Below are 23,942 nucleotides of genomic sequence, written 5' to 3' on the forward strand. Positions count from 1 at the left end.
CCGCGCGGGAATCACGGCGCGGCCCAGGGCCGGACCTCCTCCAGCAGCTTCGCCACCGCCAGCACCAGGTCGTCCGAATGCCGCGGGCCCACGATCTGCAGGCCCACCGGAAGGCCCGATTCGGTGCGCCCGGCCGGGACGCTGATCGCCGGCTGCTGCGTCATGTTGAACGGGTAGGTGAACGGCGTCCACTCCGGCCATTCGGTCATCCCGCTGCCCGGCGGCACGTCGTGGCCCGCCTCGAACGGCGGGATCGGGACGGTCGGCGTGAGCAGCACGTCGTAGCGGGTGTGGAACTCGCCCATCAGGATGCCGAGCGCGGCGCGTTCCGCGGTGGCGTCGAGGTAATCGCCCGCGGAGTAGGTGCGGCCCTTTTCCCACACGCGGCGCAGGCCCGGGTCGACCCGTGGCTCGCTGCCCGGCGGGAACGCGTCGAGCGACTTCGCCGCGCCTGCCGACCACAGCACGTCGAAGGCGTCCTTCGGATCGGCGAATCCGGGGTCGGCCTGCTCCACCTGCAGTCCGGCGTCGGCGAGCGACTGCACCGCCGACTGGACGATCGCGGCGACTTCCGGGTCCGCTTCGGCGAAACCGAGCGTCGGCGAGTACGCGGCGATCAGCCCGCGCACGTCGCGCCGCACCGCCTCGCGGTAGGCGCTGATCGGCGGCGCGAGCCCGGTCGGGTCGCGGTGGTCCGGCAGCGCGAGGACGTCGAGCAGCAACGCCGTGTCGTCCACGCAGCGCGCCATCGGCCCGGCGTGCGCGAGCGGGCCGAACGGGCTCGCCGGGAACAGCGGGATCCGGCCGTGCGTCGGTTTCATGCCGACGATCCCGCAGAACGACGCGGGAATCCGCACCGAACCGCCGCCGTCGGTGCCGACGGACAGCTCGCCCATCGCCGCCGCGACCGCGGCCGCGCTGCCGCCGCTGGACCCGCCCGCCGTCATCCGCGGGTTCACCGGATTGCGTGTGATGCCCGCCAGCGCGCTGTCGGTGACGCCCTTCCACGCGATCTCCGGCGTGGTCGTCTTGCCCAGCACGACCAGGCCCGCCTCGCGCATCCGCGCCATCACCGGGCTGTCGACCTCCCACGGCTGGTCCACGGGGATGCTCGTGGAACCGCGCAGCGTCGGCCAGCCCTGGGTGAGGAAGATGTCCTTGATCGACGCGGGAACGCCGTCGAGCGCGCCGATCGGATTGCCGTCGCGCCAGCGGGCCTCGGCCGCTTTCGCCTGGTCGAGCGCGCGTTCGGCGTCGACGAGGCAGTAGGCGTTGATCTCGCCGTCCCGGTCCTCGATGTTCTGCAGGGCGCTCTTCGTCGCCTCGACCGGCGACAGTTCGCCGGTGGCGTAGGCGGCGACGAGTTCGCTGGCGGTCAATTCCCGGTCGCCCATCCGGCGCCTCCCTGCGATTCGGACGGCACGTAGCCGAGCCGTTTGTCCACGACGTTCCACAGCGGTTCCCCGGCGAGCCAGCGCCGGAAGTTCCCCGCGAACACCTCGACCAGGGTCCGCCGCCAGCCGATGAAGTCGCCCGACATGTGCGGGGACAACAGGACGTCCGGCATGGTCCACAGTGGACTCTCGGCGGGCAGCGGCTCGGTTTCGAAGACGTCGAGCGCGGCCCCGGCGAGCTCGCCCGCCTGCAGGGCCGCGATCAGATCGGAGGTGACCACCAGTTCCCCGCGGCCGACGTTCACGAACCGCGCGGACGGTTTCATCGCGGCGAACGCGGAGGCGTCGAACATGCCCTTGGTCTGATCGGTGAGCGGCGCGACCGCGACGACGTAGTCGAACTCGGGCAAATACCGCGTCAGCTCGGCGGATTCGCGCACGACGCCGAAATCCGGGTCTCCGACCCTGGCGCGGCGGCCCGCCCCGGACACCCGCATGCCGGCCGCCCGCAGCATCCGCGCGATGGCCCTTCCGATCGGTCCGGTGCCGACCACCAGCACCTCCCGCCCGGCGATCCGCTCGCTCTCGCGGTGCTTCCACGTGCCGGCGCGCTGCAGGTCGAGCGACCGCGCGAAGTCCTTGGCGAACGCCAGCACGACGCCCAGCACGTACTCCGCGATGGCGTCGTCGAACACCCCGCGCGAGTTCGTGAGCACGACGTCGCTGTCGCGCAGCCCCGGGAACAGCACCGGGTCGACGCCGGCGCTCGCGATGTGCAGCCACCGCAACCGGTCCGCCGCGGGCCAGGCCCCCGGAACGGCTCCGGAAAGGAAATCGTAGACAAAAAGCGCGTCGGCTCCGGTCAGCGCAGCGGCGAGGCCGCGCTCGTCGGTGTAACGAACTACCGCCGCGTCTTCGATAGCGGCCATGTCCGGTGGTTGGTCTGCCCCGCAGAGCACTGCCAGTACGGGGGTTTCCGGGGCGATCACGATTGACACGGTAAAAGTGGCTCGTATGATTGTCAACAATCCGAGGACCACCCCCGGAGCACCGGACGGGCATCGGCACAGCGTATTCCGGAGGCTGAACCTTGGATCTGGACTTCCTCGCGTTCGAGGGCCCGCTAGCCCAGCGCGGCATCGGCGTGATCGCGCCGTTCGACCTCGCACTCGAGCGCGAACTGTGGCGCTGGGTGCCGATGGAGGTGTCGCTGCATCTCGCCCGCACCCCGTACGAACCGGTCCCGGTGAGCATGGAGATGGCCCAGCTGGTGAGCGACAGCCGGCACCTCGCCACGGCCACGCGCGACGTGCTGCACGTGGAGCCCGAGGTGGTCGCGTACCTGTGCACGTCCGGCAGCTTCGTGAACGGCATCGACTACGAACGCTCCCTCACCAAGGCGATCTGCGACGCGGGCGCGCCGGACGCGGTCACCACCTCCGGCGCTCTCGTCGAGGTGCTGCACCAGCTCGACCTGCGCCGGGTCTCGGTGCTCACGCCGTACGACGCCGACCTCACCGGCAAACTCCACGACTTCCTCGCCGAGGTCGGCGTGGACACCGTGTCCAGCGACCACCTCGGGCTGGGCGGCGGCATCTGGAAGGTCAGCTACCGCACCATCGCCGAGCGGATCCTGGCCGCGGACCACCGCGAGGCCGAGGCGATTTTCGTCAGCTGCACCAACCTCCCCACGTTCGACCTGATCGAACCGCTGGAGAAGGCGCTCGGCAAACCCGTGCTGACCGCCAACCAGCTGACCATGTGGGCCTGCCTGCGCCGGATGCGGCTGCCCATCGTGGGTCCCGGCCAGTGGCTGCGGGAGGTGTCTTGACCGCCCCCGTTAATATTGTCGACAATTTGCGCATCCCGGAGGTTTCGTGACCACGATCGGCTTCATCTACCCCGACCACGCGGCCGAGGACGACTACCCGCTCGCGGAACAGCTTCTCGGCGGCCCCGAAGGCGACATCAGCCTGCCGGTCGCCCACATTTACGGCACTGACCTGCACGCCGTGCCGGAACTGCTCGACCTCGGCAGCGAAGCCCGGCTCGCCGAAGGCACCCAGCTGCTCGCGAAGCACCAGCCGGAAGCGGTGGTGTGGGCTTGCACGTCCGGCAGCTTCGTGTACGGCTGGGACGGCGCGCGCAACCAGGCCGACCAGCTCGCCAAGGCCGCCGGAGTGCCGGCTTCGAGCACGTCGTTCGCCTTCGTGCACGCGGCGAAAGCCCTTGGCGTGCACCGGGTCGCGGTGGCCGCGAGCTACCCCGACGACGTCGCCCGGCTGTTCGTGGACTTCCTCGCCGCCGGAGGGGTCGAGGTGCTCTCGATGTCGAGCGCCGACATCGACACCGCCGCCGAGGTCGGTCAGCTCGCGCCCGAGGCCGTCGTCGATCTGGCGGTCAGCCACGACCACCCGGAGGCCGACGCGGTTCTGGTGCCCGACACCGCGATGCGCACACTGGGCGAGATCACCGCGATCGAGGAGAAGCTCGGCAAGCCGGTGCTGACCGCCAACCAGGTGACCGTGTGGGAGGGCCTGCGCCTGACCGGCTCGAGCAGGCTGGTGCGTTCGCTGGGCGCGTTGTTCCGGACGAGGGGCTGACCCGTGGTCGCACTCCCTGACATAGAACCGGTGAGCCGGGAATCGACCGCCGCGGTGATCGCGCGCCAGCTGCGCGACGCGATCATGACCGGCGCGCTGCCGCCGGGCACCCAGCTCGGCGAAACCGACCTGGCCGCCCGCTTCCAGGTCTCGCGCGGCCCGCTGCGGGAGGCGATGCAGCACCTCGTGTCCGAGGGCTTGCTGCGCAGCGAACGGCACCGCGGCCTGTTCGTGATCGACCTCGAACCGGCTGATGTGTTCGACATCTATCTCGCCCGTTCCGCGGTGGAAAGAGCCGCCCTGCTGTGCGCGTTCCGCGGCGACCGCGAGGCGGTGGCCGCCGTGTTGGAGCAGAACGTCGCCGATATGGCTGCCGCCGCGGACGATCCGGCCGCGTTGTCCGAGGCGGACCTCCGGTTTCACGAGGCGCTGATCAACGCTTCCGGCAGCAAGCGGTTGATGCGGATGGCCCGGACGTTGCTGATCGAGACGCGGATGTGCCTGACGTTGCTGCAGAGCACGTATCAGGGCGTGGAGGATCGGCTGGAGGAGCACACGCGGATCATCGAAGCCCTGCGCTCGGGCGACGAGGAGACGGCGCTGCAGTTGCTGGACGCACACATGGAGGACGCGATCAGCCGGCTGCTTCCGGGGAGGAGCTTGAAGGACGGCGTCGCCGCGGCTGGGTGAGGCTGGGGGTTTCGTCTCCGCGGCGGCTGGGTGAGGCTGTGGGGGTTTCGTCTCCGCGGCGGCGGAGACCAGCCGCCAAGGAATCGCGATCGCGGCGCGGAGGAATGCGCTCGACCAACCGGCCCGGGTCGCGATCCAAGACCCGCGGGACGGAGATTCGCCCCGCGCGGCACCCGGTAGCGACATCGGCTTCCGCACGAGCGGCACGATCACGGTGCCGGACAACGTGATCGGCCACCCGGCTCTGGTCGCGCCTCAAGGCTGTCGGAGGCTCACAACCCCAGCATCTCCGCCATCGTGCCGCCCAGGACGCGAGCTCTCAGTTCTCCGGGCGGGGTCACGCGTTCGATCGTCGTGCGGGACAGGACCGGGTCGCCGTACGGCGCGTCCGAACCGAACATCGTGCGGTCCGGGAGTTCGGCGATCGCCAGCCGGACCGCGAAGACGATGCTCGCCGTTGACAGTTCCAGGTAGACGTTCGGCGTTTCGCGGGCCAGGTCGATCGCGGTGAGCCAATGCGCGCCGCCGAGTTGGCTGATCACCAGCGGCACAGCCGGGTAGCGGCGGGCCAGGGCCGCCAGGGTGGACAGATCTCCTTCGGTGGTCGGGGCGGAGCCGTGCACTACGACCGGAAGTCCATTGTGGTCGGTGGCGGCCCGCAGGACTGGCTCGATCCGGGCGGCCGCGCCCGGAGGCGGGGTCAGTTCGCCGATTCCGTGGAAGCCTCGGGCGACCACCTCGACGTCCGCGGCGAGTTGGTCTTCCGGCTGGTCCAGCCGGACCGAGCGGAAGCCCAGGAAGCGGTCGGGGTGCTCGGCCAAGGCCGCGTCGAGTTCTTGCCAAGCGGACTGGTAGCCGTCGCCGGACTGGCCGCTGAGCGCGGCGTCCAGCACGCTCATTTCCCGGCGGAACGAAGCCAGATCGGCGGCTCGTTCGGGGTGCGGCCTGGTCGCGAACAGCACGGCGCGGTCGGCTCCGGCTTCGTCCAGCAGGGCGAGATGCTGGTGCACGGGGTCGTGAACGTGGCTGTGGGCATCGATGATCAACGAGGACTCCCGGGTCAGGTCGGGCGCGCGGAATGCGGCCGCCGGGACCAGTGTTGAACGTTGACACCATGCCAAGGTCAAGCTGAGCGGAGGGGCGATGCGGATCGGGCAGCTGGCCGAGCGCACCGGAACCAGCGAACGGCTCTTGCGGTACTACGAACGCGTCGGGCTGCTGACGGCGGACCGGCGGCCCAACGGCTACCGCGACTACGCTCCCGCCGCCGAGCAGACCGTGCGGCAGATTCGCGCGTTGCTGGCGGCCGGGTTGCCGACCAGTCTGATCAAGCGAATGCTGCCGTGCGCCGACGCGGACGGTTCGTTGCGACCGTGCCCAGGAGTGCTGGGTGCGCTGCGCACTCAGCTCGCCCGACTCGACCGCCGGGCGGAGGACATCGCCCAGGCCCGGCGGACGCTTCGCGAAGCGATCGCTGTTACGGAACGCGCCACCTAACCCGCACCCTCGCCTTGCCCGATGCCCGGACAGGCACCCGAAATCCGAGCCATGCGCCGCACCTGGCCTAGGGCGACCTGCTCCCCTCCGCGCCTTTCCCCGTGCGTTGCCCCGGTGGCGGCGGGAACCGCGCGGTGGTCCGCTTCTCGCGGGAGTACTGGCGTAATACCGGCAGGCCGAACGCCATCCGACCGGGTTCGGCGGCTCGACCCCCTACCGCGTTCTCGGAATAGGAAGCGCCCTCCCAGAACAGGAGGTCCCTTTCTCCGGACTCGTCTCCCGCCCGGCCGATCCGTACGGCGCTCACTTTGCCACAGGCCACGAAGCCGGAGCCGAAAGTGCCGCCGGTCAAGGTGAGCAACAGCAACGGTATGGCTGAGTTGTCATTGAGGTCGCCGTGGCTCGGCACCGGCGCGATCGTAAGACCTCCGGTGAAGCGAGTGTCGAGTTCCCACCGCTCCACCGCGGTGAACAGAATCTCCACCTGCTGCTCGTAACTGCGCAGCCACAACAATTTGTGCCCGATGACGTACCGGATCGGCACGAAATCGCCGTCAGCGGAGAAGGGAAGCCCACCCATGGTCTCCACTATGCCAGGAACAACCGGCCCTGCTGCCGGTCCGAAAGCACCCCAGGCGAGGTGGCTCAGCTCGGCGAGGGCTTGAGGGTGATCCAGTACCTCCGCACCGGCCCGTGATCGGTCTGGCGCACTTCCTCCAGCACCCCGCCCGCGCGTTCGATCGTCTTGGCGGACGCCAGATTCTCCCCCGCGCACACCAAGAGCACCCGGGACAGGTCCCGAGCCTCGGTCAGCATCTCGCGCAATGCCCAGGAAGCCAGACCCCGGCCACGCGCCGACGGGCGGACACCGAAACCGAGGTGCCCTGCCCACGATACGTACTCCGCCGGGCCGGAGCGCAGCGCGATTCCGCCGAGCACTTGGCCGTCCTCGACCAGCCAGCGGTACAAGGCGCGGTCCCGCAGCAACGCGTTGACCCAGGCGGCGAAGCCAGCTGGCGAATAGACCTCGTCCGAGGCCGACAGGCCGAAGCCGTCTTCGTGCAGGCCTGGGCCCCATTCGGCGTGCGCTTCCAGCCAGGCGCGATGCAATCGTACGGTGGGGGCCAGGAGCTCGGGCATGATCCGATTCTACCGGTCCAACGCGCCGAAAACCGTGGCGCAGCAGGAAGAACTCAGGCATGACGCACCCCCAGCACGGGCTGTCCGCCGAGGCCGGAGTTGTACTGCGGCGACCACGGGAACCGGCCCTCGGAGTCGGCGTAGACCAGTTGCATGGCTTCGATTCCCGTGCCATAGCAGCAAACCGCGATGTGCAGGTGCGTCGCGGGGGCTCCCAGTTCGACGACTTCCAGTTTGGGCAGCCGGGGCAACAGCCACTGTTCGCCGGGCTCAGGCGGGCCGGTGTGCAGCGAATGTTCGGCCGCGGTGTTGAGCACGTACACCGCTTCGTGCAACGACAATCCGGTGACCACCAGCTCCGGCAGGCCTTGCACGGTCAGGCCCGCGGTGTACGCCCAGGGCGGCCGGGAACCTGGCCCCAGCACGCCCTGGACGCACCATCCGTACTCCCTGATCCGGTCCAGCACCTCGATCAGGTACCGCTCCTCGGATCTTTCCGGCTCCTCGCACATCTGGCACATCGGTGCCCTCCTCCCCTCGGGGACCCAGTGGCGGGTCAGGGAAGAGTGAACCTCGCGGCACCGACGAAAAATCAGCGGAGCGAATCAGCCACCGCGGTGCCGAGCGCGGTTGTGGTAGCGGTTCCGCCGAGGTCGGGGGTGAGCGTTTCGCCCGCGGTCAGCACATCGTCGACCGACGCTCGGATCGCTTGTGCGGCAACGGTTTCCCCGAGGTGGTCGAGCAGTATCGCCCCGGCGAGGATCTGGGCCACCGGGTTCGCGATGCCCTGTCCGGCGATGTCCGGAGCACTGCCGTGGACCGCCTCGAACATCGACGGAAAGTCACCTGATGGGTTGATGTTTCCGGACGGTGCCATGCCCAGTCCGCCGGTGATCGCGGCCGCGAGGTCGCTCAGGATGTCGCCGAACAGGTTCGACGCCACCACCACGTCGAGCCGGTCGGGGGCCTGCACCATCCGCGCGGCGAGAGCGTCCACGTGGCACTGTTCCGCGCGGACGTCCGGGTACCGCGCCGCCACCTCGGCGAAAATCTCGTCCCAGTACGGCATCGAGTGGATCAGCCCGTTGGACTTCGTCGCCGACGTGACGTGCCGCGAACGCGTGCGCGCGAGATCGAAGGCGTACCGGATGATCCGTTCCACCCCGACCCGCGTGAACACCGACTCCTGCAGCACGAACTCGTCCGGCCGCCCGGCGTTGTGCCGACCGCCGATCTCCGAGTACTCGCCCTCGGAGTTCTCCCGGACGATCACCATTTCCAGCTCGTCGGCCTTCCGCCCGGCCAGCACCGAGGACGTCCCCGGCAGCAACCGGACCGGCCGCAGGTTGACGTACTGCTGGAACGCCCGCCGCAACGGGATCAGCAGGCCCCACAGCGAAACGTGGTCCGCCACGCCGGGGAAGCCGACCGCGCCGAGCAGGATGCCGTCGAAGCCCGACAGCTGCGCGACACCGTCCTCCGGCATCATCGCGCCGGTCTTCGCGTACCGCTCGCAGCTCCAGTCGAATTCGGTCCACTCCAAGGAGAATCCGTACTTCGCCGCGGCCGCGTCGAGGACCCGGCGCGCCTCGATCGTGACGTCGACCCCGATCCCGTCGCCCGGGATGCTCGCAATCCGGTGTGTCACAGGCTCACCGCGATGTACTTGGTCTCGAGGAACTCGTCGATGCCGACCGTGCCGCCCTCGCGGCCGAGACCGGACTGCTTGACGCCGCCGAACGGGGCCGCCGGGTTCGACACGATGCCCTGGTTGAGGCCGATCATCCCGGCCTCCAAGCGTTCCGACACCCGCAGCGCGCGCTTCAGGTCGCTGGTGAACAGGTAGGACACCAGGCCGAATTCGGTGTCGTTGGCCTTCTCGACCGCCTCGTCCTCGGTGTCGAACGGCGTGATCGGCGCGACCGGGCCGAAGATTTCCTCGCTGGCCAGCCGAGCGTCGACCGGCACGTCGGTGAGCACGGTCGCCGGGTAGAAATGCCCCGGGCCTTCGACCCGCGAGCCGCCGGTGAGCACCCGCGCGCCCTTGTCCGTGGCGTCCTTGACCAGTTCGGTCACCTTCTTCACCGCGGCCTCGTCGATGAGCGGACCGACCACGACGCCCTCGTCGGTGCCGCGGCCCATCGGCAGCGCCTGCATCCGTTCGGTGAGCCGGCGGGAGAACTCCTCGGCGACGCCGCGCTGCACGTAGAACCGGTTGGCCGCGGTGCACGCCTCGCCGATGTTGCGCATCTTGGCCTGCATCGCGCCCTCGACCGCGGCGTCCAGGTCCGCGTCGTCGAACACGACGAACGGCGCGTTGCCGCCCAGCTCCATCGACGTGCGCAGCACCTTCTCCGCGCACTGCTCCAGCAGTTTGCGCCCGACCCCGGTCGAGCCGGTGAACGACAGCTTGCGCGCGCGTCCGTCGCGGATCAGCGGCTCCATCACGCCGCCCGCGTCCTTGGTGGTGACGACGTTCAGCACGCCCTCGGGCAACCCGGCGTCGGCGAGGATCTGGGTGAGCGCGAGCATCGACAGCGGCGTCTGCGCGGCGGGCTTGATCACCATCGTGCAGCCCGCGGCGACGGCCGGGCCGATCTTGCGCGTGCCCATCGCCATCGGGAAGTTCCACGGCGTGATGAGCAGCGTCGGACCGACCGGCTGGCGCGTGATCAGGAACCGGCCCGAGCCGTTCGGGGCCACCGCGTAGCCGCCGTCGATCCGCACGGCCTCCTCGGCGAACCAGCGGAAGAACTCGGCGGCGTAAGTGATTTCGCCGGCGGCCTCGGCCAGCGGCTTGCCCATCTCCAGCGTCATCAGCAGCGCCAGTTCGTCCCGGCGCTCGATGAGCTTGCTGTACGCGCGGCTCAGGATCTCGCCGCGCTCCCGAGGCGCCACTGCCGCCCAGCCTGCCTGTGCCGCGACCGCCGCGTCGAGCGCCGCGAGACCGTCTTCCGGCGCGGCGTCCGCGACCTGGCACAGCACCTCGCCGGTGGAGGGGTCCTGCACGTCGAAGGTCTTCCCACTGCGCGCGGAGACCCACTTGCCGCCGATGAAGAGTTCCTTGCCGACCGCGCCCACGACGCCGTTCTCGGTGATCCCGCTCATCCAGCTCGCTCCTGTTCCTGTTGTCCCGAACTCATGCTATGGATATTGTCAACAATCGACAACCGTCTCCACCCGCATCCCAGGAGGGCGCCGCATGGCCCAGCTGTCCCCGCTGCTCAAGCAGGCAACGCCCGTCGTCGTCGACCACGGTGAAGGGGTTTACCTCTACGACGTGGACGGGAAACGTCATCTCGACTTCACCGCGGGCATCGGGGTGACCAGCACCGGCCACTGTCACCCGCGAGTGGTCGAAGCCGCCCGCGAGCAGATCGGCAAGCTCGTGCACGGCCAGTACACGACCGTCATGCACAAACCGCTGCTCGAACTGACCCGCAAGCTCGGCGAGGTGCTGCCGTCCGGGCTCGATTCGCTCTTCTACGCGAACTCCGGCAGCGAGGCCGTCGAGGCCGCGCTTCGGCTTGCACGGCAGGCGACGAAGCGGCCGAACGTCATCGTGTTCCAGGGCGGTTTCCACGGCCGTACTGTCGCCGCGGCGACCATGACCACCTCCGGCACGCGGTTCACCGCGGGCATCTCGCCGCTGATGTCCGGCGTGCACGTCGCGCCGTTCCCCTACGCCTACCACTACGGCTGGGACGAGGAAACGGCCACGAAGTTCGCCCTGCGCGAGCTGGACTACCTCTTCCAGACCGTCTCCGCGCCGAACGAGACGGCCGCGTTCTTCATCGAGCCGGTGCTCGGCGAGGGCGGCTACGTCCCCGCGAACACCGCGTTCATGGCCGGGCTGCGCGAGCGCGCCGACCGGCACGGCATCCTGCTGGTGCTCGACGAGGTGCAGGCCGGCTTCGGCCGCACCGGCAAGTTCTGGGGCCACGACCACTTCGACGTCCACCCGGACGTCGTGCTGATCGCGAAGGGACTCGCCAGCGGCTTCCCGCTGTCGGGCATCGCCGCTTCGGAAGAGCTGATGGCGAAGGCGTACCCGGGTTCGCAAGGCGGTACGTACGGCGGCAACGCAGTGTCGTGCGCGGCAGCCATTGCGACGCTCGATGTCATTCAGGACGAAGGCTTGGTCGAGAACGCCGCGGAGCGCGGGCGTCAGCTTCTCGAGGGCGCGCGCGTCATCGCGGACAAGACGCCGGCCATCGGCGACGTACGCGGTCTCGGGCTCCTCGTGGGCACTGAGTTCACTACTGCGGACGGCGAACCGGACACGGCCACCGCGCAGGCTGCGCAGCAGGCAGCTGCCAAGAGCGGGCTGCTGTTGCTCACCTGTGGTGCGTACTCGAACGTCGTGCGCATGGTGCCGCCGCTGGTCGTCAACGCGGAGCAGGTCGACGACGCGCTGCGCATCTGGGGCGAGGTCGTCACGTCGGTCACGGGGAGCTGAGGCATGGCGCGCTACATCACCATCAGCCTCGACAAGCGCGGCGTCACCTGCCGTGCCCGGCTGCTCGACGACGAAGCACCGCGCACCTGCAAGGCGGTGTGGGACGCACTGCCGCAGAGCGGTTCGGCCTATCACGCGAAGTACGCGCGCAACGAGGTCTACACGCTCGTGCCGCCCTTCGCCGAACCGAAGCCGGGCCGCGAGAATCCGACCATCACGCCGATTCCCGGCGATGTTGTCTACTTCGGATTCGAGGCGTGGGAAATCGGCAATCCTGCGTACGGCTACGACGACGGCAGCGAGGCCCACAGCGACCAGGGTGCCACGGATCTCGCGATTTTCTACGGCCGCAACAACCTCCTGATCAACGGCGACGCGGGCTGGGTTCCCGGCAACGTGTTCGCGACGATCGAGGAAGGCCTGTCCGAGATGGCCGCGGCCGCGCAGGATCTGTGGCTGCGCGGCGTGGAGGGCGAGACGCTGTCGTTCGCCCGCGCTGACTGACTGTCGCTTCAGGGCCGGTTCCTCCACCTCGGAGGGACCGGCCCTTTTCATTGCCCAATCGGGCCAGATTGTTCCGCCAGAGTGAAGCCGGGTTAACCCTCCGCAATCACCGCCAAGGCCCGGGATCTCCTGCCCGACAAGGGATCCGGCCCCGATGATCACCCGGCGGTGTGAACCTCGGCAACTCACCAATCGTGGCTTCGCATTCACCGGTTCGAGGGGCGACGCCGCCCGGTTGCCGCAGTGCGCGTCTGCTACCCAGGGTGATCGGACCCGGCGTTCGCTACGAACCGTGGCGAAGAGTCCACAGTGCACCCCCGGCGACAAACCCGAAAGCCTTACATGTTTAACATGGGAAGATTCTCCGGCCGCCGATCCCTTGCCAGCACAGGGAAAACCGCGTTTTGACACCGCGAGCGCGCCGATGGAAATCTGCGTTGGCTCCTCGCGAGAGCACCAAGGAAGAACAATCCGAACAAGGAGCCCCTCAATGCAGATGTTCACCCAGCACGTGCACCACGGCCACGACCTGATCTCGGGTCTGCTCGCGCACCTGGCGCACGTGCTCGGCTGGCTCGTCTGACCGGCACCGAGGATTAACCCAGGGGCCGGCCTGTTGGCGCGGGCCGGTCCCTGCTTGGGTTCTCCCCCTCCTGACCACGCGCGCGGCGTGGCCTTTTTTGTGCGCGCGACAGCTAACGTGAAAACTATTCATGGCCAGCCTCGCGGCAGAACGGCTAGGCTTCGGCCACGACGTAGGCGCGCGCACGAGGGAGTGGCATGAGCGAGATCGCAACACAGCTGGCAGGTGCCGTCGGAGCTGGGAACCTGCTGACCGGTGACGCGATTTCCGACGATTACGCGCACGACGAGGCACTCAGCACGCCCGGCCAGAAACCCGCGTACGTCGCGAAGCCCGCCACGGCCGAAGAGGTCTCCGCGCTGCTGAAGATCGCCTCCGCCGAGGGCGTCCCGGTGACCGCGCGCGGGTCCGGCAGCGGCCTGTCCGCCGCGGCGCGGCCGGTCGAAGGCGGGCTCGTCGTCTCGTTCGAGAGGATGAACTCGATCCTCGAGATCGACACCGGCAACCACGTCGCCGTGGTCCAGCCGGGCGTCACGCTGGCCGAACTCGACGCGAAGACCGCCGAGCACGGCCTCACCTACCCCGTCTATCCCGGCGAGCTGAGCGCGAGCGTCGGCGGCACCGTCGGCACCAACGCGGGCGGCATGCGCGCGATCCGCTACGGCATCACGCGCGGCAACGTCTCGGGTCTGCAGGCGGTGCTCGCGACCGGCGAGATCATCCGCGTCGGCGGCCGGATGTCGAAGATTTCCAGCGGCTACGACCTCACCCAGCTGATCATCGGCTCGGAGGGCACCCTCGCGCTGGTGACCGAGGTGATCGTGAAGCTGCAGCCGCGGCTGCCGCACGGCGCGACGGTGCTGGCCCCGTTCGACGACTTCGAGCAGGTCATGGCGGCGGTGCCGAAGATCGCCGCGAGCGGTCTCGCGCCGCAGATCCTCGAGTACATCGACAACATGACGATGGCCGCGATGGTCTACAACGACAAGCTCGAACTGGGCGTCCCGGCGGAAATCCGTGACAGGACCCAGGCGTATCTGGCCGTGGCGCTGGAAAACCGAATGGCCGACCGGCTCGGCGAGGACGTCGAGGCGCTCGGTGAACTGCTGGTCGAGCTTGGCGCGATCGACGCGTACGTGCTCGAAGGCGGAGCCGCGCGCAAGCTCATCGAAGCCCGCGAAAAAGCCTTCTGGAACGCCAAAGCCGCCGGTGCGGACGACGTGATCGACGTGGTGGTGCCGCGCACCGCGATGCCGCAGTTCATGACCCGCGCCCGCGAGCTGGCGATGGCGACCGGCGGCGGCGCGATCGGCTGCGGGCACGCCGGCGACGGCAACGTCCACCTGGCGATCTTCTGCAAGGATCCGGACACGCGCTCGAAGCTGCTGACCGACATCTTCGGCTACGCGTACGAGCTGGGCGGCGCGATCTCCGGCGAGCACGGCCTCGGTCGCACCAAGACGAAGTACTACGAGAAGCTGGAAGACCCGGCGAAGCTCGATCTGCTGCGCCGGGTCAAGGACAGCTTCGACCCGGCCGGGATCCTCAACCCCGGCGTTCTGTTCGTTCCCACCGGAAAGTGAGCACAGTGAGCACGCTCAACGGCGCCCAGTCCCTCATCCGCACGCTCGTCGAGAGCGGGGTCGACGTGTGCTTCTCCAATCCCGGCACGTCGGAGATGCACTTCGTCGCCGCGCTCGATTCGGTGCCGGAGATGCGCGGCGTGCTCGCGCTGTTCGAGGGCGTCGTGACCGGTGCCGCGGACGGGTACGCGCGGATCGCCGGCAAGCCCGCCGCGACGTTGCTGCACCTCGGCCCTGGCTTGGGGAACGGCTTGGCGAACTTGCACAACGCGCGCCGCGCGCACACGCCGGTGGTCAACGTGATCGGCGACCACGCGACCTATCACAAGCAGTACGACGCCCCGCTGGAGTCGGACATCGACGCCATCGCGGGCACGCTCGAAGGCTGGGTGCGCCGGTCCGGACACACGAAGGACGTCGGCGCGGACGCCGCGGCGGCGGTCGCGGCGGCGCAGGACGCACCGGGCCGGGTCGCGACGCTGATCCTTCCCGCCGACGCGTCGTGGGGCGAGGGCGGTGAGACGTGCGAGCCGATTCCGCCGCGCGTGCCGCAGACGGTCGACGCGACGACCGTGCAGAAGATCGCGGACGTACTGCGCAGCGGCGAGCCGGTGGCGTTGCTGATCGGCGGATCCGCTTGCCACGAAGCCGGTTTGCGCGCGACCAGCCGGATCGCCGCCGCGACCGGGGCGAAGGCGCTCGCCGAAACCTTCCCGGCGCGGCTGGAGCGCGGTGCCGGTCTGCCGAACATCGAACGGCTGGGATATCTCGCCGAGCAGGCCAAGTACCAGCTGGACGGGATCAAGCACCTGATCGTCGCGGGCACGCGGGCGCCGGTGTCGTTCTTCGCCTACCCCGGCATGCCGAGCGAGCTGACCCCGGAAGGCGCGGACGTCCACGTCCTCGCGACCGTCGGCCAAGACGTCTCCGCCGCGCTGGAAGCGGTCGCCGCACTCGTCGCCGCGGACACCGAGCCGGTCCTGCAGGAGGCCGGACGGCCCGCGCTGCCGAGCGGCCCGCTCACCGTGCAGAACTGGGTCGACGTGATCGGCGCGCTGCTGCCGGAGAACGCGGTCATCGTGGACGAGGCGAACACGTCCGGTCTCATGCTCCCCGCCGCGACGGCGGGCGCGCCGCGGCACGACGTGCTGACCCTGACCGGCGGTGCGATCGGCTACGGCATGCCGGTGGCCGTCGGCGCGGCGATCGCGGCTCCGCAGCGTCCGGTGATCAACCTCGAATCCGACGGCAGCGCGATGTACACGATCTCCGCGCTGTGGACGCAAGCGCGCGAGAACCTCGACGTGACCACGGTGGTGCTCAACAACAACGCGTACGCGATCCTGCGGATGGAGCTGCAGCGCGTCGGTGCGTCCGGCGACGGGCCGCGCGCGAAGGACCTGCTGGACATCGGCCGCCCGGACCTGGATTTCGTGAAGATCGCCGAGGGCATGGGCGTTCCGGCGACCCGCGCGACGACGGCGGAGGAACTGGCCGAGCAGTTCCGGCGCGCGGTCGCCGAGCCGGGGCCGCACCTGATCGACGCGACGGTCCCGCCACTGCTCTGACTCGTGAGGCTCTAGACCCGGGCGAGTTCCGGGCTGGCGGCACGGAATCGCGGCACCACCGCGGTCAACGCCAGCCCGGCCACCGCCGCCACCGCGGCGACCGCGAACGTGGCGCGGAAACCGGCGAGCGAAGGCACCGTGAACGAGCCGACGGTGATGGTCAGGTGGGCCAGCATCGTCGCCATCACTGCGCTGGAGGTCGAGGTGCCGACGGAACGCATGAGCGAGTTGAGCCCGTTCGCCGACGCCGTTTCGGTGACCGGGACCGCGCTCATGATCAGCGCGGGCATTGCGGCGTAAGCGATTCCGACGCCCGCCCCGATGATCACCGACGCGATGATCAGCTCGATCGCGTTGGCCATCAGGAAAATCGCGAAGACGTAGCCGACCGCGATCACGGTCGCGCCGGTCATCAGCGTGACGCGGGCGCCGTAGCGGTTGGTCAGCCGCGCGGACACCGGGGACAACGCCATCATCACCAGTCCGTTCGGCGCGAGGCACAGACCGGCTTCCACCATGCTGAGCCCGAGACCGTAGCCGGTCGCCGAAGGAGCCTGCAGCAACTGCGGGAACGACAACGACATCGCGTACATCGCGAAGCCGACGAGGACCGACGCGAGGTTCGTGAACAGCACCGGCCGCCGCGCCGAAACCCGCAGATCGACCAGCGGGTCACGACGGCGCAGCTGGTACCAGCCCCAAGCCGCGAGCACGACCACGGCTGTCGCGGCGAATCCGAGCGTTGCCGGGCTGCCCCAACCCCATTCTCCGCCCTTCACGATCGGCAGCAACAGGCTCGTGAGGCCGACGATCAACCCGAGCGTGCCGAGGAAATCGAACGGCGCGGGCGTGCGGACCGGCGATTCCGGGACGAACCGCAGGATCAGCAGCGCGCAGCCGAGCCCGAGCCCGGCCGCGCCCCAGAACAGGACGTGCCAGTCCGCGTGCTCGGCCACGATCGCCGCGACCGGCAGCCCGATCGCGCCGCCGACGCCGAGCGTCGCGCTCATCAGCGAAATCGCGCCGCTGACGCGTTCCGGCGGCAGTTCGTCGCGCATGATGCTGATCCCGAGCGGGATGACGCCCATCGCGCAGCCCTGCAGCCCGCGGCCGACGATCATCAGCGCGAGCGAACTGGTCAGCGCCGAGACCACGGACCCGGCGATCAGCACGACGAGACTCACGAGCAGCACGCGGCGCTTGCCGTAAAGATCCCCGAGCCTACCGGCGACCGGGGTGCAGACCGCCGCCGCGAGCAGCGTCACGGTGACGACCCACGACGCGTCCGTCGGCGTGGTGTTCAGCAGTCTCGGAAACGCCGGGATCAACGGGATGACCAGCGTCTGCATGAACGAAGCGACCAGCCCGCACGAGGCGAGCACCACGATGATCGGCCGCGCGCCTGCCCGTGCCACCACGTCCCCCGTTCCGTATGCCGTACCGGATTCGCACGCTACCGGGCGGGGCGGGCGGAACGGGCGGTTCGTGATCGATCCGACTTAGCGGACTGGTCCGTTTGGCCCAGCGCTTGCTTGGGCCGGCGGGTTCAGAGCCATTGCTTGACGCCGCCGTGGCGCGAGCAGGTGCCGGAACGGTGCTGGCTGTAGCTGTAACTGCCGTCGTTGCACTGTGCGGTCGCGCCGGAGGGGTTGGAGTCCGGGCGGTGGACGCAGTTTCCGGAGGAGTTGCGGTAGTAGTCGGAGCCGCACTCGGCGGGCGCGGCTGCCTGGTCCGGCACGTCGGCCTTGGGCGTGGTGACCCGTGGCGCGGACTGGGTTTTCGGCGTGACCTTGGGCTTCGCGACCGTGGTCGGCGGCGCGACGGGCTGCTGCGCGACGGGCTGCTGCGCGACCGACGTCGAGGGAGCTTCCGAGGACGTCTCCGGCGCGCTGTAGGTGGTCGTCGGCGCGTACTCGCTGCTCGACACGACCGGTGCCGGATTCCCGGCCGGAGTCGGGGCCGCCCCGCAACCGGCGAGCAGAACCCCTGCGGCCAAAGCCGTCCCCAGTTTTCGCAACATGCGAAACCTCCCTCGTGATCCAGACAAACGAGGAGGTCGCGAACCCGCGGAAAACTGTTACAGGGGTTGCCCAGCCCATCCGTTCGGTGACGGAGAGAGCACGAAATCGGTCTTGTCGAGCCAGCGAAGGGGGTGCCTATCGCCAGAACGCCGCGGATTCAACCGTTCGCGAGTCGTGCGATCGTCGCCAGCAACCTCCGCACGCCGAAGACGTGGCCTCCGCTCCCGATGACGAGCAAGCGGTAGCCCGCCCCCGTCACCCCGGGGAACCGGGCCCGGCTCTCGGCACGGACCACGGTCTGCCCGGCGGAGACGGATTCGAGCCGGAACGTGAGGCGGTACACGGAAAACTGGTGCCGTCCGGCCAGCGCGAGCTGGTGCGGCGGTTCGGCGACCGCGACCCGGAAGCCGGGGACGGTGGAGCCTTCCGCCAGGGGGCGGGGACCGGACGCTTTCCACTCGGCACAGCGGACCGCCCAGGCGTAGGCAGTGGCGAATCGGCCGGAGAAGCTCTCGGCGACCTGATTGACTGCGCGCCAAGTTGTTTCGGCGTCGGCGGACACGGTGACGCGATGTTCGTCCAAGACGGGCAGTTGCTCTTCGGCAGTCATTGGCGCCTCCGCGGGAATCGTCTCACGCGCCCGCGAATCGGCAGCCTCGGCTCAGCCGTCCGCCGGGCACCACGGGTCCGGCGTGCGGAGGACCGACCTGCCGCAGAAGGCCTGCAGTGCCGGGTCGACCTCTCCGCCTTGGACCTGCAGTACCGCGAGCGGTTTGTCCTGCGGGATGTGCCTGCCGATGTCGCCGCCGTAGTCGATGGTTCCGCTGACTCCCTCGATGTATTTGTTGATCTGGTTCGCGCCCGGCCGCGAGGTGTGGATCGCGGCGATCTCTCGCCATACCGAACCGGGTGTCACCGGGATTTTCGACGAGGTTTCCCGCAGGTATGCGGTCGCGGTGATCATCACCAGCGCGGCGTCGTAGGACAACGCGGCGTGGCCGTCGAACGACCGGCCTTTTTCGGTGTGTTCGAAGGAGAACTTGGCGTTGAGCGTGGTGTAGAACTCGCTTGCGAGGCCTTTTGCTTGCTTGGCAGGGGCGCTCGCGAGCGCGAGGTAGTAGTACGGCAGCGCGCGGTTGTGCTCCCGGGCAACAGTATCCGCGACATAGCGGGAGACGTCGTCGTCGCCGATGATCGTCGCCGTGCTGTAGCACCGCGCGGCTCCGATGAGGAACGATCCGAAGTCGGGGACGCCCCGGCCGGCGAAGAACGCGTAGCCGTCGTAAGAACAGGTGTCTCGTCCGGCGGCGCCGGCGTTGCCCACGGACCGGTCGCCGTACTGCAGGTGCGCGGGCTGACCCGCGCGGCCTTCGTCCGGGTCGAATGCTCGCGCTTCGACGGTGAAACCCTTTTCCTTGAACGCTTTCAGCACGTCCTCCCGGAGGTTCGTGCTGTAGAAATCGTTGTCGTCGTCGGAGTAGTAGACGCGAAGCGCCCGAGGCCCTGGCCGCTGGGCGGCGAATGCCGCGGCCACCGCGGCCTCCCTGCGGTTCTGCGGCGCGACCTGGAAGTAGATCGGGCTCTGGTCCGCGAGCTGGTCGGCGGTCAGCGTCGCGGCGACCACGGGAATGCCCGCGTCGCCGAGCGCCTGGATCGTGGCGGACGTCGGCTCGCTGCTCATGTCGAGTCCGACGACGCCGACGATGCTGGGATCCTGTTTCGCCATCTCCAGCAGCGTCTTCGCGACCGCCGCCCCCTGGTGCATTCCTTTGCCGCCGTTGGCGATCAGCATGCGCACGATCGGATCAGCCGCCGCCGTCAGTTCGAGCTGCCGCAACTGTGCGACGGCGAATCCTTCCAGCGATTCCCGTTCCGCGGTGAGCCCCTCGGCGGTGCCGTTCGACGACGTCAGCGCCTCCAGGTCGACCAGCGTGATGTACGGCCGTTCCGGATGCTGCCGGTGCAGCTCCTCGGCCTGCCGGTTCTGGTCCGCGATCACGGCTTCGACCTGCTTGATCGTCCCCTCTTTGTCGACCGGGGAGAACAGGGTGAAGGTGCCGTCGGAGACCCCGACGCACTGGCCGTCCACCCGCGTCAGCCACTCGCTCGAGGTGCCGCAGTGACTGTCCAGAAAGGACTGATAGCGCACCACGACGAACCCGGCGACGAGTGCCAGCACCACCGCGGGCACCCCGGCGCGGACCCAGCGCGTCGTCCACCACGCCGCCCGGGCGCGTCCGCCGGACAGGTCGTAGTGCTCGCCGAGGGCCAGCATCCGCTTGCGCACTTCGGTTTCTTCGACCTTGGTCTGCGGCGCGTCGAGCCCGATCGGCAGATACCACGCGGTGGGGCGGCGGGCGCGCCGGTCCGCGCTGAGCCGGTTCTGCCACACCCGGTACGCGCCGGCGGCATCGGTGGCGTGGTACTTCGGCCGGTCCTCGCTCGGCTCGGCGTCCGGCGGCGGCGCCTGGCTCGCGCTCACCACGAGCAGCGGGTCGAAGACGCCGACCTGGTTGCGGACGTCGTTCATCAGCCGCAGCAGCCGGTAGCCGCCGTTGGCGGGGCCGACCTCGTCGAGCAGCAGCACCGGATAGGTCATCCGGCGCCGCCGCCAGAACTGCCACGGCCGCAACCGGTACTCGCGGCGCAGGTCTTCCAGGAACGCGTTGACCAGCAGCCGCGCGACGTACTCCGGCGATTCCTTCTGCCATTCGCCGTCGGTGAGCCGCAGCGCGAAGCGCACGAAACTGCCGGACATCTCCGGCGCGAGGTGCGGCTGGCGCAGGAACCACCGGTACCGCCCGGACAGCCCCGGCACGCGTCCGGTGACCGCGAGCCGGAAGGTGCCGAACGTCAGCAAGCGCAGCAGCAGCAACGGAAACCGCCACGCCGGATGCTGCGGCACCAGCTCGCGGCTGACGTTGTCGATGGCCGAGCGGAAGCGGACGAGCAGGCCGTTCTCCTGCAGTTCGCGCAGCAGGGTGCGCTCGGGATCGGTGTCGTCGTCCGGAAACTGCTTCGCCATGAGCTGATCGACCAGCGTGAACAGCCGGAACCGCAACCGGCTTTCCCGCGTGCGGCCGCTGCGGACGAGGTTGTTGCGGACGTGCCACAGAAGATCGCGCACGGCGTCGACACTGTCCTTGGTCGCCTCGCCCGGAGCATCGGTGTCCGGCCGATCGGCGAGCGGCAGATAGACCGACCGCACGGTGCCCGCCGGTTCCGCGTTCTGCAGCCGGGAAGCCAGCTCCTTGAGCACTCCCTCGCGCGCGTCTCCCACGAGGCACACCATGGGCAGCCCTCGCCGCCCGGCGCGCTCCCGGTGATAACCGGGACGCCATTCTCCGTCGTCCTGCAATTCCCGCGGCCGATCGCCACTGCGGGGCCGCTGGTACAGCGCCCCGATGAGCTTGACGAGTCGATCCGCACCAGCGAACGCGAGCTGCTCCCCCGCGACGGCCACCGTCTGATCCATGCCGAAGTATGCCACGCGGCCGAGGGGAGGGGTCCCGGAATTATGCCGTCATGCCAAGGGTTTCCGCCCTCGGCCAGCGGCCATTCGAGTAGCCCGGGTTCAGCCGTTCGCCTGGCCCGCGCTCACGCACAGCGACCGCCGATCCTCGCCCCTTGATCAAATTACGAAAACAGCAGAAATAATTCTCGATAATCATGAAAACGGGGCCGCCCCGGAAAATCCGGAGCGGCCCCGCGAAGAATATTCCTTTATTCGTAAATCTCGCCCTTGGCGGCCTTCTCCACCAGCGACTGCGGCGGCTCGAAGTGGCTGCCGTACCGCGCCGCCAGTTCGCGGGCCCGGTCCACGAAGCCCTGCAGCCCGCCCTCGTACTGGTTGATGTACTGGATCACGCCGCCAGTCCAGGCCGGGAAGCCGATGCCGAAGATGGACCCGATGTTGGCGTCCGCGACCGTGGTCAGGACGCCCTCGTCGAAGCACTTCACCGTTTCCAGCGCCTCGGCGAAGAGCATGCGCTCCTTGAGGTCCTCGAACGGCACGTCCGCCGAACCCGAGTTGAACGCCTCGCGCAGGCCCGGCCACAGACCGGTGCGCTTGCCGTTCTCGTCGTACTCGTAGAAGCCCGCTCCGGTGGAACGGCCCTTGCGGTCGTACTTGTCGAGCATCGTGTCGATGACGGCCTCGGACGCGTGCGGCGTCCAGGTGCCGCCCTCGGCCTCGATCGCGGCGCGGGTTTCCGCCCGGATCTTGCGCGGCAGCGTCAGGGTCAGCTCGTCCATCAGCTGCAGCGGCGGCGCCGGGTAACCGGCCTGCGAACCCGCCTGCTCGATCGACGCCGGCTCGACGCCCTCGCCCAGCGCGGCCACGGCCTCGTTGATGAAGGTGCCGATGACCCGCGAGGTGAAGAAGCCGCGGCTGTCGTTGACGACGATCGGGGTCTTGCGGATCTGCAGGGTGTAGTCGAAGACCTTCGCCAGCGTGGCCGGCGACGTCTTCTCCCCGCAGATGATCTCGACCAGCGGCATCTTGTCCACCGGCGAGAAGAAGTGGATCCCGATGAAGTCCTCGGTCCGCTGCACGCCCTCGGCCAGCGCGGTGATCGGCAGGGTCGAGGTGTTCGAGCCCAGCACCGCGTCGGCGTTGACGATGCTCTCGATCTCGCCGAACACCTTGTGCTTCAGCTCGACGCTCTCGAACACGGCCTCGATCACGAAGTCGACGCCCGCGAAGTCGGCCGGGTCGGCGGTCGGCTTGATCCGCGCCAGCAGCGCGTCCGACTTCTCCTGCGTGGTCTTGCCGCGCGAGAGCGCCTTCTCCTCGAGCTTGACCGCGTAGCCCTTGCCCTTGTCAGCCGCCTCCTGCGAGACGTCCTTGAGGACCACGTCGATGCCCGCCTTCGCGGACACGTAAGCGATCGCCGCGCCCATCATCCCGGCGCCGAGCACGCCGACCTTCTTGGCGGTGTACTTCTCGAACCCGTCCGGACGCGAACCGCCGGAGTTGATCGACTGCAGGTCGAAGAAGAACGCCTTGGTCATGTTCTTCGAAACCTGCCCGATGGCCAGGCTGACGAAGTAGCGCGTCTCGACCTGGATCGCGGTGTCGAAGTCGACCTGCGAACCCTCGATCGCGGCGGCCAGGATCGCGCGCGGCGCGGGCATCGGCGCGCCCTTGAGCTGCTTGCGCAGGTTCGCCGGGAACGCGGGCAGGTTCGCCGCGAAGCTCGGGTTCGAGGGGGTGCCGCCCGGGATCTTGTAGCCCTTGACGTCCCACGGCTGCACGCCGCCCTCGGGGTTGGCCTTGATCCACGCCTTCGCGGCGGGCACCAGCTCGTCGACGGTGTCCACGACCTCGTGCACCAGGCCCAGCTCCAGCGCCTTGCGCGGCTTGAGCCGCTGGCCCTGCAGCAGCACGTTCAGCAGCGCGCTCTGGATGCCGAGCAGCCGCACGGTGCGGACCACGCCGCCGCCGCCGGGCAGCAGGCCCAGGGTGACCTCGGGAAGGCCGATCTGGCTGCCCTTGACGTCGGCCGCGATGCGGTGGTGCGTCGCCAGCGCGATTTCGAGGCCGCCGCCGAGCGCCGCGCCGTTGATCGCCGCGACGACCGGCTTGCCGAGCTGCTCGAGCCGGCGCATCTGGCCCTTCATCGCGGTGCTGGACGCGGTGATCTCGGCCGCGTGCTCCGGCTGCGCCTGGATCAGGTCGCGCAGGTCGCCGCCGGCGAAGAAGGTCTTCTTCGCCGAGGTGAGCACGACACCGGCGATGTCGTCCTTCTCGGCTTCGAGCCGGTCCACGGTCGCGGCGAGCGACTCGCGGAAGGCCTGGTTCATCGTGTTGGCCGACTGGTCCGGGTCGTCCAGGGTCAGCGTGACGATGCCGTCGGAATCCTTGTCCCAGCGGATGGTCTTGCTCTCGGTCATTCGGT

General features: G+C 69.2%; 21 protein-coding genes. 8 read left to right on the forward strand and 13 right to left on the reverse strand.

Going from position 1 to position 23,942, the window contains the following annotated elements:
• Positions 1 to 11: 11 nt before the first annotated feature.
• Positions 12 to 1,394, reverse strand: coding sequence for an amidase (locus ACZ7OI_RS22980; protein WP_470266236.1), 1,383 nt, complete (start codon positions 1,392 to 1,394; stop codon positions 12 to 14).
• Positions 1,376 to 2,323 carry a D-2-hydroxyacid dehydrogenase gene (locus ACZ7OI_RS22985; protein ID WP_470266237.1) on the reverse strand — a complete coding sequence of 316 codons (948 nt, stop codon included), beginning with the start codon at positions 2,321 to 2,323 and terminating at the stop codon, positions 1,376 to 1,378. Before ACZ7OI_RS22985 ends, ACZ7OI_RS22980 begins: the two co-directional genes overlap by 19 nt.
• A gap of 161 nt (positions 2,324 to 2,484) precedes the next feature.
• Here ACZ7OI_RS22985 and ACZ7OI_RS22990 point away from each other — a divergent pair, with 161 nt between their 5' ends.
• The 3 genes from ACZ7OI_RS22990 to ACZ7OI_RS23000 are packed head-to-tail and all read left to right on the forward strand — an operon-like array spanning position 2,485 to position 4,687.
• Positions 2,485 to 3,225 carry a maleate cis-trans isomerase family protein gene (locus ACZ7OI_RS22990; RefSeq protein ID WP_470266238.1) on the forward strand — a complete coding sequence of 247 codons (741 nt, stop codon included), beginning with the start codon at positions 2,485 to 2,487 and terminating at the stop codon, positions 3,223 to 3,225.
• A gap of 46 nt (positions 3,226 to 3,271) precedes the next feature.
• Positions 3,272 to 3,997: a maleate cis-trans isomerase family protein gene (locus tag ACZ7OI_RS22995; RefSeq protein WP_470266239.1), complete on the forward strand. Its 726-nt coding sequence runs from the start codon at positions 3,272 to 3,274 to the stop codon at positions 3,995 to 3,997.
• A 3-nt stretch (positions 3,998 to 4,000) separates the two neighbouring features.
• Positions 4,001 to 4,687: a GntR family transcriptional regulator gene (locus ACZ7OI_RS23000; protein WP_470266240.1), complete on the forward strand. Its 687-nt coding sequence runs from the start codon at positions 4,001 to 4,003 to the stop codon at positions 4,685 to 4,687.
• Between the two features lie 272 nt (positions 4,688 to 4,959).
• On the opposite strand, the gene ACZ7OI_RS23005 is transcribed toward ACZ7OI_RS23000, so the two are convergent.
• Positions 4,960 to 5,733, reverse strand: coding sequence for an amidohydrolase family protein (locus tag ACZ7OI_RS23005; RefSeq protein ID WP_470266241.1), 774 nt, complete (start codon positions 5,731 to 5,733; stop codon positions 4,960 to 4,962).
• A 97-nt stretch (positions 5,734 to 5,830) separates the two neighbouring features.
• On the opposite strand from ACZ7OI_RS23005, the gene ACZ7OI_RS23010 reads away from it, so the two are divergent.
• Positions 5,831 to 6,184, forward strand: a complete 354-nt coding sequence (locus ACZ7OI_RS23010; protein ID WP_470266242.1) for a MerR family transcriptional regulator — start codon at positions 5,831 to 5,833, stop codon at positions 6,182 to 6,184.
• Between the two features lie 67 nt (positions 6,185 to 6,251).
• On the opposite strand, the gene ACZ7OI_RS23015 is transcribed toward ACZ7OI_RS23010, so the two are convergent.
• The 5 genes from ACZ7OI_RS23015 to ACZ7OI_RS23035 form a co-directional block, all read right to left on the reverse strand.
• Positions 6,252 to 6,764 carry a hypothetical protein gene (locus ACZ7OI_RS23015; protein ID WP_470266243.1) on the reverse strand — a complete coding sequence of 171 codons (513 nt, stop codon included), beginning with the start codon at positions 6,762 to 6,764 and terminating at the stop codon, positions 6,252 to 6,254.
• 65 nt (positions 6,765 to 6,829) lie between these two features.
• On the reverse strand, positions 6,830 to 7,324 hold the full coding sequence (locus ACZ7OI_RS23020) for a GNAT family N-acetyltransferase (protein WP_470266244.1): 495 nt from the start codon (positions 7,322 to 7,324) through the stop codon (positions 6,830 to 6,832).
• A gap of 53 nt (positions 7,325 to 7,377) precedes the next feature.
• A complete protein-coding gene (locus ACZ7OI_RS23025) occupies positions 7,378 to 7,845 on the reverse strand; it encodes a DUF4262 domain-containing protein (protein ID WP_470266245.1) in 468 nt (155 codons plus the stop codon).
• A 71-nt stretch (positions 7,846 to 7,916) separates the two neighbouring features.
• The gene (locus ACZ7OI_RS23030) at positions 7,917 to 8,972 is read right to left on the reverse strand and encodes a tartrate dehydrogenase (RefSeq protein ID WP_470266246.1); all 1,056 of its coding nucleotides are present in this window, start codon (positions 8,970 to 8,972) and stop codon (positions 7,917 to 7,919) included.
• The gene (locus ACZ7OI_RS23035) at positions 8,969 to 10,432 is read right to left on the reverse strand and encodes an NAD-dependent succinate-semialdehyde dehydrogenase (protein WP_470266247.1); all 1,464 of its coding nucleotides are present in this window, start codon (positions 10,430 to 10,432) and stop codon (positions 8,969 to 8,971) included. The genes ACZ7OI_RS23030 and ACZ7OI_RS23035 overlap by 4 nt, the downstream gene beginning before the upstream one ends.
• Positions 10,433 to 10,526: 94 nt before the next feature.
• Here ACZ7OI_RS23035 and ACZ7OI_RS23040 point away from each other — a divergent pair, with 94 nt between their 5' ends.
• The 4 genes from ACZ7OI_RS23040 to ACZ7OI_RS23055 all read left to right on the forward strand — a co-directional run bounded on the left by ACZ7OI_RS23040 (position 10,527) and on the right by ACZ7OI_RS23055 (position 16,021).
• The gene (locus tag ACZ7OI_RS23040) at positions 10,527 to 11,783 is read left to right on the forward strand and encodes an aspartate aminotransferase family protein (RefSeq protein ID WP_470266248.1); all 1,257 of its coding nucleotides are present in this window, start codon (positions 10,527 to 10,529) and stop codon (positions 11,781 to 11,783) included.
• 3 nt (positions 11,784 to 11,786) lie between these two features.
• The gene (locus ACZ7OI_RS23045) at positions 11,787 to 12,287 is read left to right on the forward strand and encodes a DUF3830 family protein (protein ID WP_067576183.1); all 501 of its coding nucleotides are present in this window, start codon (positions 11,787 to 11,789) and stop codon (positions 12,285 to 12,287) included.
• Between the two features lie 780 nt (positions 12,288 to 13,067).
• The gene (locus tag ACZ7OI_RS23050) at positions 13,068 to 14,453 is read left to right on the forward strand and encodes an FAD-binding oxidoreductase (protein ID WP_470266249.1); all 1,386 of its coding nucleotides are present in this window, start codon (positions 13,068 to 13,070) and stop codon (positions 14,451 to 14,453) included.
• A 5-nt stretch (positions 14,454 to 14,458) separates the two neighbouring features.
• A complete protein-coding gene (locus ACZ7OI_RS23055; RefSeq protein WP_470266250.1) occupies positions 14,459 to 16,021 on the forward strand; it encodes an acetolactate synthase large subunit in 1,563 nt (520 codons plus the stop codon).
• Positions 16,022 to 16,032: 11 nt separating this feature from the next.
• On the opposite strand, the gene ACZ7OI_RS23060 is transcribed toward ACZ7OI_RS23055, so the two are convergent.
• From ACZ7OI_RS23060 to ACZ7OI_RS23080, 5 genes are all read right to left on the reverse strand, one after another.
• Positions 16,033 to 17,436, reverse strand: a complete 1,404-nt coding sequence (locus ACZ7OI_RS23060) for an MFS transporter (protein WP_470266663.1) — start codon at positions 17,434 to 17,436, stop codon at positions 16,033 to 16,035.
• 131 nt (positions 17,437 to 17,567) lie between these two features.
• Positions 17,568 to 18,041 carry a DUF3761 domain-containing protein gene (locus ACZ7OI_RS23065; RefSeq protein WP_470266251.1) on the reverse strand — a complete coding sequence of 158 codons (474 nt, stop codon included), beginning with the start codon at positions 18,039 to 18,041 and terminating at the stop codon, positions 17,568 to 17,570.
• Positions 18,042 to 18,199: 158 nt separating this feature from the next.
• Positions 18,200 to 18,652 (reverse strand): hypothetical protein, encoded by a 453-nt coding sequence (locus ACZ7OI_RS23070; RefSeq protein ID WP_470266252.1) that lies wholly within the window; start codon positions 18,650 to 18,652, stop codon positions 18,200 to 18,202.
• Between the two features lie 51 nt (positions 18,653 to 18,703).
• Positions 18,704 to 21,517, reverse strand: coding sequence for an ABC transporter substrate-binding protein (locus ACZ7OI_RS23075; protein ID WP_470266253.1), 2,814 nt, complete (start codon positions 21,515 to 21,517; stop codon positions 18,704 to 18,706).
• A 248-nt stretch (positions 21,518 to 21,765) separates the two neighbouring features.
• The gene (locus ACZ7OI_RS23080; protein WP_470266254.1) at positions 21,766 to 23,937 is read right to left on the reverse strand and encodes a 3-hydroxyacyl-CoA dehydrogenase NAD-binding domain-containing protein; all 2,172 of its coding nucleotides are present in this window, start codon (positions 23,935 to 23,937) and stop codon (positions 21,766 to 21,768) included.
• Positions 23,938 to 23,942 lie beyond the last annotated feature (5 nt).

The sequence above is a fragment of the Amycolatopsis sp. NPDC114503 genome, from assembly GCF_055633655.1.